Genomic DNA, 15,834 nt, shown 5'->3' on the forward strand with positions numbered 1-15,834 from the left:
TAATAGGTTTCATCTCCTTCTATAGCTACTTCAAGACATGGACATTATGACGTTACGAACAACACATTTAGGGAGGAACGAACAATGAAGAAAAAAGTTGTACCTGTTGTTGCATCTGTTTTAGGGGCAAGTCTATTACTAACTGCTTGCGGGGGAAATAAAGATAATGCAGGCGGAGCGAAAGCAAACGATAAAGTACCTGATAAACAAGCAATTAACTTATCATTCGCTTCAGAAATTCCAACAATGGATGTTGCAAAAGCAACGGATGGGGAATCCATGAATGTAATGCGCAATGTTTTTGAAGGTTTATATGCAATGGGAGAAGATAATAAACCGATTCCTGGTGTTGCTGAGTCGGTTGACATTAGTCCCGATAAAACAAAATATACATTCCATCTGCGTGATTCAAAATGGTCAAACGGTACTCCTGTTACAGCAAAGGACTTCGTCTTTGCTTGGCAACGTGCCGTAAATCCTGATACAGCAGCTGAATACGCATTCTTATTCTTCGATGTACAGAATGCGAAACAAATAAACCAAAAACAATTACCAATTGATCAACTAGGGGTCAAAGCTGTTGATGACAAAACGTTAGAAGTACAACTAGACCGTCCTGTTCCTTACTTCTTAAGCTTAACGACATTCTCAACATTCTTGCCAATTAATGAAGAGTACTTAAAGTCTCAGGGCGATAAATACGGTTTAGAAACAAATCATTTAATTTACAACGGTGCTTTCACATTAGATAACTGGAAACACGAACAAAGTTTCCAATTGAAGAAAAACCCTAACTATTGGGATGCTAAAACGGTAAAATTAGAAGAAATCAACTTCAATGTCGTTAAAGATAAGTCTACAGAAGTGAATTTATATGATTCAGGACAAATTGATCGCGTTGCTTTAACTGCAGAGTTTGTTGATAAATATAAGAGCGATCCAAACTTCAAGGAACGCGCTGAAGTCGGCATTCAATTCTTACGACTAAATCAGAAAAATGAAACATTAAAAAATCAACATGCACGCCTTGCTATTAACGGCGCAATGAATAAAAAAGCATACGTAGAAACAATTTTAAATAACGGTGCTGTTCCAGCTGAAGGAATGGTTCCTGCGAAATTTGCAAAAAGTCCAGAAGGCAATGACTTCCGTAAAGAAAATGGAAATCTAGTCAAGGATGATGTGAAAACAGCGAAAGAAAACTGGAAAAAAGCAAAACAAGAACTTGGTACTGACAAAGTAACAATCGAACTATTAACAAGTGACAATGCTTTAGCTAAAAAGACTGGTGAATATTTAAAAGGTGAGTTAGAAAAGAACTTAGATGGATTAACAGTGAATTTAAAACCGCAACCACGTAAACAACAGTTGAAACTACTATTAAGTGGTGACTATGAAATTGGTATTGACGGCTGGGGCCCTGACTTCGCTGATCCAATTACATTCTTAGATTTATTTACAACAGATAGTGCTTATAACTTCGATAAGTACTCTAACAAAGAGTACGATGAGCTCATTCATAAAGTGAAAACAGATTTAGCTGGCGATGAAAAAGCACGCTTTGAAGCAATGAAGCAAGCTGAAAAAATTCTATTACAAGACGGCGCTGTCGCTCCTTTATACCAACAAGGTCGTTCTTACTTACAACGCTCTTTCATTAAAGGACTTGTAACGACTGACTTCGGCGGTGAATTTAACTATAAGTGGACAGAAGTTGCAAAATAACAAAAGTAAAAGGTATCCTACGAAGGATACCTTTTACTTTTATACAACTTTAACTACAGAGCTTCCTCTTCCCTTTACCATTCCTTTTATAGCTAAAGTCGTCACTGCTACTAATTGTGTAACCAATACAATAACTAATAATGAAATAATATTTCTCTCTAAACTAACTCCTCCGAATATTATTGTATAATAGCCATTTGCTGCATATGTTGCTTGAAATAATTCACCGATCGTTTGATACGTTTTAGAAAGCATTTCAGTACCTCCTCACAACTTCAATTTACCATATACATACAAATCATTTTTGATTTAAATTGCGGATGAGCCCTTGTGACTGCAGGATAATAATTTATTTTCAACACATACATAATTACATGTTTTTGGGAAAAACTTGTATAGAACGAATTTACATAAGGAGGAATTTATAATGAGAATTCTACTATCAGTTTTATTAGCTCTTATGCTAGTACCTGCATTAACAGGATGTAAAGCCCCTGCAAAAGAAGACACAACTTCTAATAAAAAGACGACTGAAGAAGCAAAAAATGAGGCTCCTGCAGATTTAAAACTAAACTTTAATGAATTTAGTTTAGATGCAGACTATCAAGATACGAAGAAAGACTACGAAGCTGATTATAAGAATGTAGCCGCTGATAAGAAAATGGAAGCAAAGCTTGAAGACCATAAAACAAATGCAAAGTTTACAGGTGACGAGGCTATTACAAAATTAAGCCCACTTCTACAAGAATTAAAATTTGATAAAGATACTCCTGACCAAGAAGTAATCGATCAAGTAGTGAACGTGTTCAAACTTGATAAAGACTACCAAAAATTCGATTTAGAAGTTGTCTTCTCTGATGGAACGAAAAAAGAATATAAAAGAGAAATAAAATAAAGAAGTAGGCGATTGCCTACTTCTTTATTTTTGCATATCTTAAATCTGGTTTAGATCCAACATAATATTGAAGTCCAGATACCGTTTGTTTTTGTAAATAGGAATCCGACGGGAATATAATTGGAATTAATGGTGAATCTGTAAACATAATATCTTCCGCTTTATGCAATAAGTCAAAACGCTTATCTTCATTTTGTTCAACTTCTGCTTCCTTCACTAAAGCATCAAATTCTTTATTATGCCATTTTGCATAATTGTTTGGACCATCACCTGCATATAAATCTAATTTAGTAATTGGATCTAATAAAGAACCGCCCCATCCCATATAAGCCAATTGGAAATCACTTTGCTTATATGTGTCGATGTAACTCTTCCACTCTTTATTTTCTAATTTAATATCTACGCCAAGATTTTTCTTAAACATTTCTTGCATTGCTTCTGCTACTTTTTTATGTTGTGTATCTGTAGTGAATTTTAATGTTACTTCAGGTAATGTAGACCAGCCTTGTTCTTTCATGCCTTCTTCTAATAATTTTTTCGCTTCTGCTGGATCAAATTTAACGTAACCACCTTTTTCTTTACGGAAATCACGCCCACTTTGTGTTTTTGCTCCTTCTGGAACGAATGCATTTGCTTCTTGTGCATTGTTTTTATACAGTTTTTCAACAATAAACTTACGATCAACTGCTAATGAGAATGCTTTACGTACTTTCGCATTTGTGAATGGCTCTTTTTCTACGTTAAACGAATAAATATAAGATGAAAATCCTGCAACACGTTTATATTCTTTATTTCCTTTTTCTTTTTCAATCATTTCTTGCGGTAAACCGCTTAGTAAATCTAATTCTTTTGATTTATATAATTGGTACGCTGTTTTAGAATCTGGAATAATACGAAACTCAATTTCTTTTAATGTTACCTTTTTATCATAGTATTCTTTATTTTTTTGTACTGTAATAGCCTGATTATGCTTCCATTCTTTTAATGTGAATGGCCCGTTCGTAATTAACTCTTTTGGATCTGTTTTTAATTTATTATTATCATCAATCGACTTTTTAGCTAATGGAATAAATAATGAGCTTGCTAATTTCTGTTTAATAGAAGCAACTGGATGTTCAAGAGTTACCTTTAATGTTTGAGGATCAACGACTTGAATACCAACTTGTCCTTCTTCACCTTTTCCAGTATTGTATGCCTCTGCCCCTTTAATAAAATACATTTCTGTTGCATTCATAGAACCCGTTTTCGGATTCAATAATCGCTTCCATGCAAATTCAAAATCATTTGCTGTAATAGCAGAACCATCTGACCATTTAATATCTTTCTTTAAATGAATTGTATACTCAGTTCCATCAGCATTTACTTCTTCTTTCTCTGCTAATTCATTTTGATATTTCCCATCACTATCTTGCGTATATAAGCTTGAGAATAAATGTCCAATTACATAACCTGACGTGCTATCTGTCGCAATAGCGGAATCAAGTGTATATGGATCGCTACCAATATTCGTTACTAATCGATCTCCTTCTCCCTTACCAGCACTCGCCTTTTGCGTCTCTTTCTTACCGCAAGCGACAGAAGTAATTGCTAAAACAGTCATAATGACAAACAGTAAAAACTTCTTCATCCTACATTCTCCTTTAACCTGAAATTTTTGGTGTTGATGCCAATAGTGTTTTTGTATAAGAATGTTGTGGATTACAGAACACTTCGTCCGTATTTCCAAATTCAACAAGTTCTCCTTTATATAAGACAGCCACTTTTTCACATAAATAGTGAACCATCGGCAAATCATGTGCGATAAATAAATATGTATAGCCTTGTTCCTTTTGAATCTTTTGCAGCAGATGTACAATTTGAATTTGCAATGAAACATCTAATGCTGAAATTGGTTCATCAAGAATCAATACTTCTGGCTCACACAATAACGCTCTTGCAATAGCAATTCGTTGACGTTGTCCTCCGCTAAATTCGTGCGGATAGCGATCGATATATCGTCTATCTAATCCCACACGTTCTAGCACATCACCTGCTATTTTATCCTTTAATCCTTTATCACCTAAACCGAATGAAATATAACCCTCCGTTACGCTATCGCGTACTTTCCAGCGCGGATTTAATGCTGCTGTGGAATCTTGAAAAATGAACTGTACTTTCTGTAAAAAATCTCGCCTATGAGCTGATTTCAGCTTGTGAACGACTTGACCGTTATAATCAATTTCACCAGACGTTGGACTCTCAATCCCTGCTATGAGCTTTCCAAGTGTTGTTTTTCCTGAACCACTTTCACCAATAATGCCAAGTGTTGTTCCTTTCGGAATAGAAAGTGATATGTCTTTTAACGCTGTGATTTCTTTACTTTTACTTCCATACGTTTTCGTTACTTGCTTTATAGTAATTAAATCTGTCGTCATGAGGCATTCACCTTCTCTTTTGATTTCGCTTTATTATGCTCTAGAACATGTTGCCAACAATGTGAACTATGCTCCTTAGAATATGTGGTTCTCTCTGGAAAACGATGAATACATTCTTTTATCGCTACTGGACAACGATTTACAAAAGGACAACCAAAGCTATTTAATGTTTCAATGGAAGGTGTCGTTCCTTCTATAGCACGTAATACCTTTTCGGAATGATCCATATTCGGAATTGCTTGTAATAAACTTTTCGTATATGGATGTTTAGGAGAACCTATTACCTCCTGTATCGTTCCTTTTTCAACAACACGTCCCCCGTACATAACAACTACTCGATCAGCTACTTCACGTACAAGTGCCAAATCATGTGTAATTAATAAAATACTCGTATTTTGTTTTTCTTTTCTTTCTTTTAATAGCCCCATAATTTGTTTCTGAATCGTTACATCTAACGCTGTTGTCGGCTCGTCTGCAATTACAAGCTTTGGGTGACAAGCAAACGCAATTGCTAAACAAATACGCTGCCTCATACCTCCGCTTAATTGATGTGGGTACTGTTCAAAGCGTTTCTCTGCTTCATGTATCCCTAAACCCGTTAACAAGTTAATCGCAATTTCCTTTGCTTCTCTTTTCGATTTTTTCCCATGTTGCAAAACTACTTCTGTAATTTGTTTGCCTACCTTCATCGTTGGGTTTAAAGATGAAAGCGGATCTTGAAATATAAAGGAAATATCTTTTCCGCGAATTTGATTCCATTCTGACTCTTGTAAATTCGTTAATTCATTTGCTTGGAAAGCTATATTTCCATCATCGATATGAATAGATTCTTGATTTAATCCGACAATAGATTGTGCTGTAACACTTTTTCCTGAACCACTTTCTCCTACAAGTGCAACGATTTCACCTTCATTAATAGAAAAGGAAACATGCTTCACAATTGCTTGCTTACTATTCTCTTTTTCAACGGTCAATGTTACGTTTTCTAAAGATAAGAGCTGTGCCATGTTTTTTCTCCTTTCGATTCCGTTTGACGATTTTTGGATCAATCGCATCTTGCAAACCATCACCAATTGCATTAAATGCGAACATAATGAGTGCAATCATGATTGCCGGGAAAAATAGCTGCCACCATTCTCCGCTCAATAATGTCCCGAGTGCATCATTCGTCATCGTCCCCCAACTTGCCGCTGGTGATTGTACTCCAAGTCCTATAAAGCTTAAAAATGATTCTGAAAAAATAGCTGCTGGAATTGTAAATGATAAATTCACGATAATAATGCCTGTTAAGTTCGGAATGATATGTCCGTATATAATCTTCATATGCGATGTACCTAATCGCTCTGCTGCAATAACAAATTCTCTTTGTTTTAAAGACAAGACCTGCGCTCTAACGAGACGTGCCATGCCAATCCATCCTGTTAACGCAAGAGCGATTATAATTGTAAAAAGTCCTGGTTTCATCACGATCAATAGTAAAATAACAATTAATAAATATGGGATACCATATAACACTTCAATCCCTCGTATAATCCATTCATCTATTAACGTTCCAAGACGATTACGCCCTCTCACATATCCACTAAATCCACCAATCAGTACACCAAGCCCTATATCGAGGGCAGCTGCTACTAATCCAACTGTTAGTGAAATCTTCCCACCAGCCCAAGTACGTGCCCAAATATCTCTCCCTAGATCATCTGTTCCAAACCAATGTTCACTACTCGGCGGTAAATTTGTTGCCTTTTTTACTTGTTCACTCGCAGTAAATAAAGTTAAACTTTCGCCAATAAGCGAGAAAACAATAATTAGCAATAACGTCACTGTTCCTAAAACTGCGATTGGATTCGATATAAACTTACGAAACACTTCTTTCTTTCTGCTAATTGTTTGCTGATTTTTATTTATCGTTAATTCTTTTTTCTCTTCTTTCGTTAATAACTGTTCATTAATCTCATAAGCTCCCATTTAAATATCCCCCCTCCTTATGTAATAGAACGAATACGCGGATCAACAATGCGATGAATAATATCTGTAATGAAAATACAAGCAATTAATAACGCACTATAGAAAATCGTTGTTCCCATAATCACCGGATAGTCTCGGTTAAAAATACTATCTACAAAATATTTTCCTAGGCCAGGAATTGAAAAGATTTTTTCAATAACAAAAGTCCCTGTTAAGAGTCCAGCCATTAACGGTCCAACAAATGTAAGTACTGGAACAATCGCATTTCGAAGAGCGTGTCTTATAATAATCTTCTTAATTGGTATACCTTTTGCTCTTGCTAGCTTAATATAATCACTCTGCAGTACTTCGATCATATTAGAACGCACAAACCTTGTAATAACTGCGATTGGCCCTAACGCTAATGCAAAGGATGGCAATACCGTATGTTCGAATGTTCCCCAAGAGGCTACTGGTAAAAACTCAAATTGGATAGCGAATACTTGTATAAATAGTGGTGCTAAAATAAAACTTGGAATAGAAATACCTAAAATTGCGAGCAAACTCACACTATAGTCAATTACTCTCCCATGATATAGAGCAGCAAATGTCCCTGCCGCAATTCCTACTAACAATGAAATAACAAGTGCTTGTAGACCAATAATTGCTGATGGACCAAAGCCAGTTGTTATAATTTCTGATACACCTTGCCCGGTTGATTGAACCGATTCACCAAAATCAAAATGAACTACACCGTCTAAATAAGCAACATATTGATTCCATAACGGTTCATCAAGGTGATACTTCGCTCTCATGTTTTGGATCACTTCTTCAGGAAAGATTTTTGCATCTGATGAAAATGGATCTCCCGGAATAATATGCATAATTAGAAATGTCACTGTCGTAATAACCCATAGTGTGAACACCATAACCGATAATTTTTTAATTACATACACTTCAATAACCCCCTAAACACATGAATTTACTTTGTTTTATGAATGTACTTTTTCCATTACTCCCTTTTCTCTTTTTAGAATACAAAAAGCCTTGATCTTAAAAAATAAGATCAAGGCTTAACAAACAAAGGCCCATCACTTATCTTTCAAGACTTGCTTGCTGGAATTAGCACGGTGTTCCTATTACAGAACCCGCTGCTGAGGTGTCATAGGGCCAGTCCCTCTACCTCTCTGGATAAGTAAATTGCTATATTATTATTTGGTTCAAATTGTATATTTCGAATTATAATTCTGAAAAATTGAAAAGTCAATCGAATTGGATAAATTTAGAAAAATCAGTTTTTAATTCATTTATCGAAATTACAGTTTTCGGCTTATCATAAAAAGAAATGATGTTAAAGGAGTTATAAGATGGACCCCTTACTTCTTGCTACTATAGGATTACCCTTAACAATCGTTATACTTGTCATCATCGGCTCCTATAAACTCTTTATTAAAAAGAAACGTATTACTTCTTTTTATACTCCTTTCGATAATATTACCGGGCAAACTATTTCCGAATTTCACGAAGAACAGAAAATATTAGTATCTGAGGATGAAGACGGAGATGGCAAGAAGAAAAAATAACCTTGCACAGGCAAGGTTATTTTTTCGTTTCTGCTTGAAAACGTTTATAGTATGTCGATGCTGTTGCAAAGTTAATTTCTATATCACGAATCAACGATGAATCTTCTTCTTTAGCTAACTTCTGTAATTTTTTCATCGCTTGTTCTGATTCATTCAAGAAACCAACATATACCTCATGTTCTTGCTCTTTCGACTTCGGAACACGAATTTCTTTACGTATATGATCAATATCTTCTAACATGCTCGTTGTTACCTTTTGCACGTCTTCTTTATATGTTGCATTCGTTATTTCCTTACCGCCCTTTTCTTTTGCCACTTCAAATAACTGCAGCGCTTTATTAATTTCTTTATTCATTTTTATATCGTATTTTTCATGTACTGCAAGGTATTCTTTCATCTCTTCTGTTTGTTCAGTAGATTGCTCTACCTTTTCTTTCGGTTCTTTCGTATCTTTATTTCCATTACATCCTGCTAGAAGGATCATACTTCCCATTACAGCAATACCCAAAACCTTCTTCATCTCTTCTTCTCCTTTTATCTACAGCTATTACTCATTATAGTTTCTTTTATCTCCACTTGTTATTATACCGAGAACGCCCTACTTTTTACACTTAAGACGACATCGTAATATATATACCAACATGTTTGTCACAGTATCGTCACTTTATACAAATAACTTTTGCAATGCTTTACTACATCACCTTACAAAACTGTAAGCACACATAAAGAACAAACCATGCTAGACTTACATATGCATAACGCAAACATATGTAAGGTTTTAAGGAGAATCATCTATGTACAACACAATGCCTTTTATGGGAGAAGATATTCGTGTCCTTATTCGCGAAAAATCACTTCATATCGAAAATACAGAGAGCCTTCGCCGCGTATTAAAGAAGAAGCATGCTCCATTTAAGTTAGCTCAATATTTAAAACAACAACATACAAATCAATTTCATACCGTGCTAAATATATCGGATAAATCATTAACAATCGAAATCATCGGTCATGTCTACATTGGAAACTTTGCAGATACCTTAAAGGAAATCCCACGTATACCGAAGATTGCTCCTATTATCGTTAAAAAAGCGTATAAAATTACTGACCATACCGATATTATCGACTGTGGGGAAAAAGAAGTCGATAGTAATCGCTGGGTGTGGGATAAACTTGCTGTTTTATATGATACGATCATGAATAATATGTATGAGGTATTTCAAAGAAATGAAAAAAAGAACTGATTCAAACATTCCCTTTGAATCAGTTCTTTTTTGTTAAGCCTCTAAATTTTGCCTTTGTTGCAGTTCAAACTGCTTCTCACTTCTTCTGGCCATAAATAGATAACATAATACTGCTCCTACTTCACAAAGCGCAATAACAACACCCATCGGTAACGCTGTATTACTCCCACCAATACCTACTAGCGGAGCGACAAGCGCTCCTGAAATGAACTGTAATAAGCCTAATAAAGCTGACGCTGTTCCTGCAGCTTGCTTCTGATTTCTCATCGCTAATGAGAACCCAGTTGTTGATACAACCCCGACACTTGATACAACAAGGAATAACGAACATAAAACACCGATTAAACCTATTCCTAGTACGATTGTCAGTAGTAAAGATAGGCCACCAACAGCTGCGATAATAATACCAGCAACAAATAATGTCTTCTCATTCACTTTCCCCGCTAAACGACCCGTTACCTGACTAGCAATAATAATACCGATGCCGTTAATCGCAAAGAATAAACTAAATTGCTGTGGTGATGCTCCGTATATGTTCTGCAACACAAATGGTGAGCCCGAAATGTATGCAAACATTGCCGCTGTTACTAATCCTTGTGACAATGCATATCCCATAAACAGACGGTCCTTTAACAATTTTCCGTACGTCGCCAAAGTCCCTGACAAACCACCCGTTTCTCTTTCTTCAGGAGGTAATGTTTCACGCAATACAAAAGTAGCTGAGATTAACATGAATACGCTAATTGCTCCAAGAACGATGAAAACACCGCGCCACGTTGTAAACTGTAATAATTGCCCCCCAATAATCGGTGCCAAAATAGGTGCTGCTCCGTTTACTAACATAAGCAATGAGAAAAACTTCGTCATTTCAGAACCTGAGTACATATCACGTACCATCGCACGTGATATAACAATCCCGGCTGATCCTGAAGCTCCTTGTAGGAAGCGCAATAACACTAATGTCCAAATAGATGGCGCAACAGCACAAAGTAAAGAAGAAGCAACATAAATAATAAGAGCAATAATAAGTGGTTTGCGTCTTCCGTAAATGTCACTAATTGAGCCAACAAATAATTGTCCTACTGACAGCCCAAGCAGACAAGCTGTTAATGTAAGCTGCGCTAGGGATGCACCTGTTTGCAAGTCATCCGTTAACTTCGGTAATGAAGGCAAATACATATCAATAGATAATGGCCCAATCGCCGTAAGTGTTCCTAATACAAGAATCATCCATAACCTGTTTGCCTTTACAGGTTTATATATTTCGTGATTAACTTCATTCACTTTTTCAATTCACCCTTTCCTATACACACTGAATCGTAACAATTATAGTTACATCATAAACATACGTCAAGTACAGCGCATTTTCCTCTTTCATAATGTAAAAAAAGCGATAGAAATTCTATCGCTTTACTTTTTCACATTGCTATTCGTAAATTTAGATACTGAGGCCATCGTCTCTCCTGTATCTAAATATGTAATTTGAATTGGGTCTCCTACTTCTGTAAACATAGCATACGGGAATTTCTTCACCGGTATCATAAATACCTTTTGTTCATTCTCTAAAAGTACGTACACGATTGTATTTTCACCTGATTTCTCTTTATATACACGTTGTACAATACCTTCTTTTTGCGCTTCTTTTCCTGTTGAGGTTGGTCTAAAGGTATCACCATTACCGTTCATTACGTTTTTATAATTCTCAAGCGCTTCTTTCTGCGAAGAACCTGTCGCAAATATTTTTGCATTAGCAGCATATACAACTGTATGTGCACGTACTAGGCCTCCATCATCAACAACCGGAATAATCCAAGCTGGTTTACCGTATACGTTATAAATGACAGGCATTGTCCCATGCCATTTCTCTCTCTTAAAGGAATTATCCACTACTTCTGTAGCTGCTGAACCATCCATAATCCCCTTCACTTCTTTTCCATTATAGTAATATAGCTTGCCTGTGCGTGCATCTACTAATGAATAGCCTAGGGCTGAATCTACTCCTTCTTTTGGAGAAGTAAAGTCTGTAAAATAATATAGTGTTCCATCTTTACCAAAGATCGGGGTCACGCCTTCTTTCGTTCCCCACTCAGTCGGAATCTTCATATCAGTTTGCGAGAATTTCGTATTCCAAAATCCGTGAATATATTTACCAAAGTACGTATTTAACGTAGATGCAGTCTCATGATTTAATACACCATCAACAAATTTAGGTGCCTTTCCTTTATCATACCTTTTCACTTCACCTGTTTGTGCGTCTACTACGACAACACCCTCTACCTCAAATCCAGATCTTCCTGAAATAAATTCACCATACGTCATTGTATAATATGGTTTCCCTTTATCATCAACCTCAAATTTAGGTTTTCCTTTAAAGATTAAATCTGGTTCTGCTTGCCTTACCACACGCTCTAAATTATTACCAAAAAACATGCTTGGCACATATTTCATTTTATAACCGAGGTGCAGTTTCGCTTCCGCATCAGGATTTGTACCTGACATCGTTACATACCCTGGAATTGTCTCAGCTTTACGCGCTTTAAAAAATCCTGAAACTTCAATCGGCGCTACATATAAAGCTTCGCCGTTTACCATTTGTGGCGTTAATTCTCCTAGCTCAAAATAAGCTACTTTCGGAATATCACCAAATACTTTTTTCATCTTATTCTCCGCTGTCTTTGGCGGCACTGTAAACGGCTGGTCATTTTCAGTAAATGGCTCTGAAATATCTTTCTCTACCTTAACAACAGAATCATATTTCTTTTGCGAGATTACTATATCGTGCAAATAACCAAAGTAACCGTAACTTGCGAGTAAAATAAACATTAGAAGTCCTTTTAACGTACCTTCTAATTTACCTATTTGATCTTGTGAAAATAAAACAAGCCCAATTAAAATTGCTACTGCAACAGAATAATGAGTAAGAATCGAATCTACTCGATCATCAATTAGCCAAAAGTATTCATAGATTGCAATACCTATCCAAAATAAAACAGGAATAACTAAAATAGATGATTTCTTACCCTTTACAACCTTCTTATCTCCCTTCTTATCCACTGCTCGAAGCTTACTACTACTTCTTGTCCATGGAATCAAAAACAAAGTAAGAATAGCTAAAACTACAAATTTCATCAAAGGCACTGTCCCCTTTTCTTTTGTATTCCCTTTTAGTATAACAAATAAAGGGTATTAAGGTGAAAATAGGAATAGTTATATTTTTTTACTACTTAATACAATCCCGCTTACTACATATAGAATAGATGCAATATAAAAAATTGTACCAATCGTAAAGAAATCTACTAAATATCCCGTGGCAATAACCGCTACTGCTCCGCCAATGGATGTCCACACATGGTATTTTCCAATCTCATAACCAGCCTTTTCCTGCGCAACCTTTCGTGCTAACGAAGTCTTCTCAGTATTACGCTGCACAGCACCTAAAACTCCCATTACAATTTGAAGAAGATACACATGCCATACTTCCGTGGCAATCGGAAAACAAAGCATTAAGATTGCCATGGACCAAGCGTATATTATTAATAATTTTTTATCACCTACTTGATCAGATACCTTTCCCACTAGTGGATATACAAGTGCTGATGTTAAAGCAAATAAGCCATACGCCCAGCCAAATTGCGAGAAGCTATTTCCAACGTTTCGAAGCAATAATATATAAAAAGGAAATACCATACTTCCTGCCATCATGATGATACTTTGCGAAGCTACAAATCTTCTATATGTCATTTCGTATACTCCCTATAAAATAAATTCACAAATCTCTCTTCTGAATCTACTTCCTTCTTTTTCTTGAGAAATTCTTCAATACGAGGATATGCCTTCTTTAACTGCTCTTTCGTTGGATAAGAATAATACGGCAAATAGTAACTACCGTTATGCTTTAAAGTAACATCAATCATCTTCCGAATGACATCTTCTGTTTTCTTTATCTCACTATCTGAGCGTCCCTGGTTAATTAAAAGAACCAGCGCAAACATATCATCTTTCGCATAGGACAAAACTGCATTTTCATTCTTTTCCACGTAACGAATCGTAATGTTGAGCAAATTAAACTCTTCTTCATTTAATACGTTACGTAAATCATCTATATACTCCGTGAAAGCATCTATAGGCACAAAGTATTCTTGTAACACTTCGGTCCTATTTGGATTTTCATATTCCATAAAAGCACTATCTGATCTCATAACATTATTACGCGTCTCATACTTTCCATCTGTACGTTCAAAATAACCTCTTTGTATATTCCAAAATGTATTCTTTCCCCAATCACTATAACGTGATAACCCAAGTAAAAATTTCGGTGCAGCTATAATATTTTCTTCCTTTAATTCACTGTACTCTTCTCTCATATTTTGATTTTGTGCCAAAGTATAATCTGTCACATACATCTCTTTTAAAAATGAATTTGGAGCAACAGAAATACGTGCTAAGTGCATACGAACATTCTCATCTCTTTTCACTTTCTCTTTGAAATAAGATGCGTATTCTTTATAATCTATCATTCTCGTGTGCATTTCATATAATTCATCATCTGTTAACTTCAGCGTCACATCTAAAATAACTCCAAATAAACCGTAACCACCAATGACATATGGAAATAACGCTGCATTTTCTTCTCTACTTACATTACGTACCGTGCCATCTGCCATTAACAATCTAAATGACTCTATTGTATCAATCAGTGCCTCATGACGAATATCACGCCCGTGTACATTTACACTTAATGAACCACCAACAGTAAAAATATTTTGAGACTGCATGACCTGTACCGCAAGGCCATATGGATTTATTTTCTTCTGAATATCATTCCACGTGACACCACTTTGAACTGTAATCCGCTTCTTCTCTGGATCAAATTCTAATATTTTATTATATCCTTTCATATCGAGCATCGTACCATTCGGATAATATGTCTGTCCTCCTTGGCTATGTTGCATACCTGCAATGGAAATTTTCTCTCCTGAAACTTTTGCATCTCGCACTAATTTTATTAACGAGTGCTCTTCCGTAGCACTTTCAACTCGTTTTATTTTTGTCGGAAGCAATTTACCTACATCACTCATAATAGGATGATCAATTTGTTTTTTATACGTATGTACAGACGTTGCAAGCAAAACCGTATATGCCGCAATGACCACTGCTATCTTTCTTTTTTTCAAAGGACACTCTCCTTATTAGCAACAAAAAGAGATACCCGTTCTTTCAGGTACCTCTCTTGACAGTGATTACTTTGCTGCTGGCAATTGTATTGGATCAAATTTATCATACGATGTAAACTTTGCATCCGTAATAATGTGCGCTTTATCTTCACCATTGCTACTCATAACCATATCTATCTTTGCTGATTCATATTTAAAATCTTTTGTAATAATATATTCCCCATCTATTTCTTCTATCTTTGCATTTTGGCCTTGTAGCATTTGTTTCTGCTTTTCATCCATACTAGCTAGCATACTCTCTGTCTCTTTCCCTTTTAATGCAAACTTCAGCTTATAATTATCTCCACTTTTCTCCATCTTCACTTTATTTAAAATTTCCGATGGAATCTCTAAATTATCTACCATTCCTTGAGTCGCATTCATTCCGTTAGCATTTAATTGTTCCTCTGGTACAGACATAACTTCACCCGAATTAGGATTTTTCACCTGACCAGCAATTTTTCCACCCACATCATAAACAATAACCTCTGTACCAGAAACATTCATTTCAGAACGAGAGTTTTTTTTCTTCGGCTCTAGTTGCATTTTAGCCTTCATTACATTCATCTCTGTTCCTTCAGCCTTTATTCCCACATCATATGTCATCGTTACATTTTCTTCGTTTTTAAAAGCTTCATTCGCTTTATTGAAAACATCCTTCGCTGTTAATTCCTTTTCTTTCTGCACAGCTTCTTTTTTCGGTTCATCAGTCTTTTTTGTTTCCTCATTACTACACCCTACTCCTAGACCAACTGCAAGTACTAAACTTGAAATTAAAATAAGTTTTTTCATAACGTCCCCTCCTTCCCAAAAATA

Annotated in this window: 16 protein-coding genes and 1 riboswitch; of the genes, 4 read left to right on the forward strand and 12 right to left on the reverse strand. The window is 35.8% G+C overall.

Annotated elements, in window-relative coordinates:
* The first annotated feature begins 84 nt into the window (after window positions 1-84).
* Window positions 85-1,725, forward strand: a complete 1,641-nt coding sequence (locus CN409_RS29010; protein WP_000731066.1) for a peptide ABC transporter substrate-binding protein — start codon at window positions 85-87, stop codon at window positions 1,723-1,725.
* Between the two features lie 39 nt (window positions 1,726-1,764).
* On the opposite strand, the gene CN409_RS29015 is transcribed toward CN409_RS29010, so the two are convergent.
* Window positions 1,765-1,980, reverse strand: coding sequence for a hypothetical protein (locus CN409_RS29015; RefSeq protein ID WP_000949587.1), 216 nt, complete (start codon window positions 1,978-1,980; stop codon window positions 1,765-1,767).
* A 172-nt stretch (window positions 1,981-2,152) separates the two neighbouring features.
* Between CN409_RS29015 and CN409_RS29020 the strand changes: the two genes are divergently transcribed.
* Entirely contained in the window at window positions 2,153-2,620 is a 468-nt protein-coding gene (locus CN409_RS29020; RefSeq protein WP_001221557.1) for a YusW family protein, read from the forward strand.
* Window positions 2,621-2,636: 16 nt separating this feature from the next.
* Here CN409_RS29020 and CN409_RS29025 read toward each other — a convergent pair whose 3' ends face one another.
* Genes CN409_RS29025 through CN409_RS29045 form a run of 5 tightly spaced genes read right to left on the reverse strand, consistent with a single transcriptional unit; the run spans window position 2,637 to window position 7,937 of the window.
* Window positions 2,637-4,247 carry a peptide ABC transporter substrate-binding protein gene (locus tag CN409_RS29025; RefSeq protein ID WP_000714110.1) on the reverse strand — a complete coding sequence of 537 codons (1,611 nt, stop codon included), beginning with the start codon at window positions 4,245-4,247 and terminating at the stop codon, window positions 2,637-2,639.
* Window positions 4,248-4,260: 13 nt separating this feature from the next.
* Entirely contained in the window at window positions 4,261-5,034 is a 774-nt protein-coding gene (locus tag CN409_RS29030; protein ID WP_097981854.1) for an ABC transporter ATP-binding protein, read from the reverse strand.
* Entirely contained in the window at window positions 5,031-6,041 is a 1,011-nt protein-coding gene (locus CN409_RS29035) for an ABC transporter ATP-binding protein (RefSeq protein ID WP_097981852.1), read from the reverse strand. The genes CN409_RS29030 and CN409_RS29035 overlap by 4 nt, the downstream gene beginning before the upstream one ends.
* Window positions 5,998-7,002, reverse strand: coding sequence for an ABC transporter permease (locus CN409_RS29040; protein ID WP_000501533.1), 1,005 nt, complete (start codon window positions 7,000-7,002; stop codon window positions 5,998-6,000). The genes CN409_RS29035 and CN409_RS29040 overlap by 44 nt, the downstream gene beginning before the upstream one ends.
* A 17-nt stretch (window positions 7,003-7,019) precedes the next feature.
* A complete protein-coding gene (locus CN409_RS29045) occupies window positions 7,020-7,937 on the reverse strand; it encodes an ABC transporter permease (protein WP_000289326.1) in 918 nt (305 codons plus the stop codon).
* Between the two features lie 136 nt (window positions 7,938-8,073).
* A riboswitch (SAM riboswitch) is annotated at window positions 8,074-8,179 on the reverse strand.
* Between the two features lie 169 nt (window positions 8,180-8,348).
* Between CN409_RS29045 and CN409_RS29050 the strand changes: the two genes are divergently transcribed.
* Entirely contained in the window at window positions 8,349-8,564 is a 216-nt protein-coding gene (locus tag CN409_RS29050; protein ID WP_000371395.1) for a DUF3951 domain-containing protein, read from the forward strand.
* A 16-nt stretch (window positions 8,565-8,580) separates the two neighbouring features.
* On the opposite strand, the gene CN409_RS29055 is transcribed toward CN409_RS29050, so the two are convergent.
* Window positions 8,581-9,084 (reverse strand): hypothetical protein, encoded by a 504-nt coding sequence (locus tag CN409_RS29055; RefSeq protein ID WP_000756523.1) that lies wholly within the window; start codon window positions 9,082-9,084, stop codon window positions 8,581-8,583.
* Between the two features lie 274 nt (window positions 9,085-9,358).
* Here CN409_RS29055 and CN409_RS29060 point away from each other — a divergent pair, with 274 nt between their 5' ends.
* Window positions 9,359-9,805: a hypothetical protein gene (locus tag CN409_RS29060; protein WP_000282869.1), complete on the forward strand. Its 447-nt coding sequence runs from the start codon at window positions 9,359-9,361 to the stop codon at window positions 9,803-9,805.
* 33 nt (window positions 9,806-9,838) lie between these two features.
* Here CN409_RS29060 and CN409_RS29065 read toward each other — a convergent pair whose 3' ends face one another.
* The 5 genes from CN409_RS29065 to CN409_RS29085 all read right to left on the reverse strand — a co-directional run bounded on the left by CN409_RS29065 (window position 9,839) and on the right by CN409_RS29085 (window position 15,810).
* Window positions 9,839-11,098, reverse strand: coding sequence for a multidrug effflux MFS transporter (locus tag CN409_RS29065; protein ID WP_223266695.1), 1,260 nt, complete (start codon window positions 11,096-11,098; stop codon window positions 9,839-9,841).
* Window positions 11,099-11,215: 117 nt separating this feature from the next.
* Window positions 11,216-12,934: a DUF3981 domain-containing protein gene (locus tag CN409_RS29070; RefSeq protein ID WP_000674042.1), complete on the reverse strand. Its 1,719-nt coding sequence runs from the start codon at window positions 12,932-12,934 to the stop codon at window positions 11,216-11,218.
* A 78-nt stretch (window positions 12,935-13,012) separates the two neighbouring features.
* On the reverse strand, window positions 13,013-13,546 hold the full coding sequence (locus CN409_RS29075) for an MFS transporter (protein ID WP_000222368.1): 534 nt from the start codon (window positions 13,544-13,546) through the stop codon (window positions 13,013-13,015).
* Window positions 13,543-14,979 carry an FAD-binding oxidoreductase gene (locus tag CN409_RS29080; protein ID WP_000746278.1) on the reverse strand — a complete coding sequence of 479 codons (1,437 nt, stop codon included), beginning with the start codon at window positions 14,977-14,979 and terminating at the stop codon, window positions 13,543-13,545. Before CN409_RS29080 ends, CN409_RS29075 begins: the two co-directional genes overlap by 4 nt.
* Before the next feature lie 66 nt (window positions 14,980-15,045).
* On the reverse strand, window positions 15,046-15,810 hold the full coding sequence (locus CN409_RS29085) for a DUF6612 family protein (RefSeq protein ID WP_000733608.1): 765 nt from the start codon (window positions 15,808-15,810) through the stop codon (window positions 15,046-15,048).
* Window positions 15,811-15,834: the final 24 nt, after the last annotated feature.

This window comes from Bacillus sp. AFS012607 (assembly GCF_002558005.1).
Lineage (GTDB): Bacteria > Bacillota > Bacilli > Bacillales > Bacillaceae_G > Bacillus_A > Bacillus_A thuringiensis_S.

Coding starts and splice junctions, on each gene's coding strand:
- CN409_RS29010 (WP_000731066.1), top strand. CDS start 85: ATGAAGAAAAAAGTTGTACCTGTTGTTGCATCTGTTTTAGGGGCAAGT.
- CN409_RS29015 (WP_000949587.1), bottom strand. CDS start 1,980: ATGCTTTCTAAAACGTATCAAACGATCGGTGAATTATTTCAAGCAACA.
- CN409_RS29020 (WP_001221557.1), top strand. CDS start 2,153: ATGAGAATTCTACTATCAGTTTTATTAGCTCTTATGCTAGTACCTGCA.
- CN409_RS29025 (WP_000714110.1), bottom strand. CDS start 4,247: ATGAAGAAGTTTTTACTGTTTGTCATTATGACTGTTTTAGCAATTACT.
- CN409_RS29030 (WP_097981854.1), bottom strand. CDS start 5,034: ATGACGACAGATTTAATTACTATAAAGCAAGTAACGAAAACGTATGGA.
- CN409_RS29035 (WP_097981852.1), bottom strand. CDS start 6,041: ATGGCACAGCTCTTATCTTTAGAAAACGTAACATTGACCGTTGAAAAA.
- CN409_RS29040 (WP_000501533.1), bottom strand. CDS start 7,002: ATGGGAGCTTATGAGATTAATGAACAGTTATTAACGAAAGAAGAGAAA.
- CN409_RS29050 (WP_000371395.1), top strand. CDS start 8,349: ATGGACCCCTTACTTCTTGCTACTATAGGATTACCCTTAACAATCGTT.
- CN409_RS29055 (WP_000756523.1), bottom strand. CDS start 9,084: ATGAAGAAGGTTTTGGGTATTGCTGTAATGGGAAGTATGATCCTTCTA.
- CN409_RS29060 (WP_000282869.1), top strand. CDS start 9,359: ATGTACAACACAATGCCTTTTATGGGAGAAGATATTCGTGTCCTTATT.
- CN409_RS29070 (WP_000674042.1), bottom strand. CDS start 12,934: ATGAAATTTGTAGTTTTAGCTATTCTTACTTTGTTTTTGATTCCATGG.
- CN409_RS29075 (WP_000222368.1), bottom strand. CDS start 13,546: ATGACATATAGAAGATTTGTAGCTTCGCAAAGTATCATCATGATGGCA.
- CN409_RS29085 (WP_000733608.1), bottom strand. CDS start 15,810: ATGAAAAAACTTATTTTAATTTCAAGTTTAGTACTTGCAGTTGGTCTA.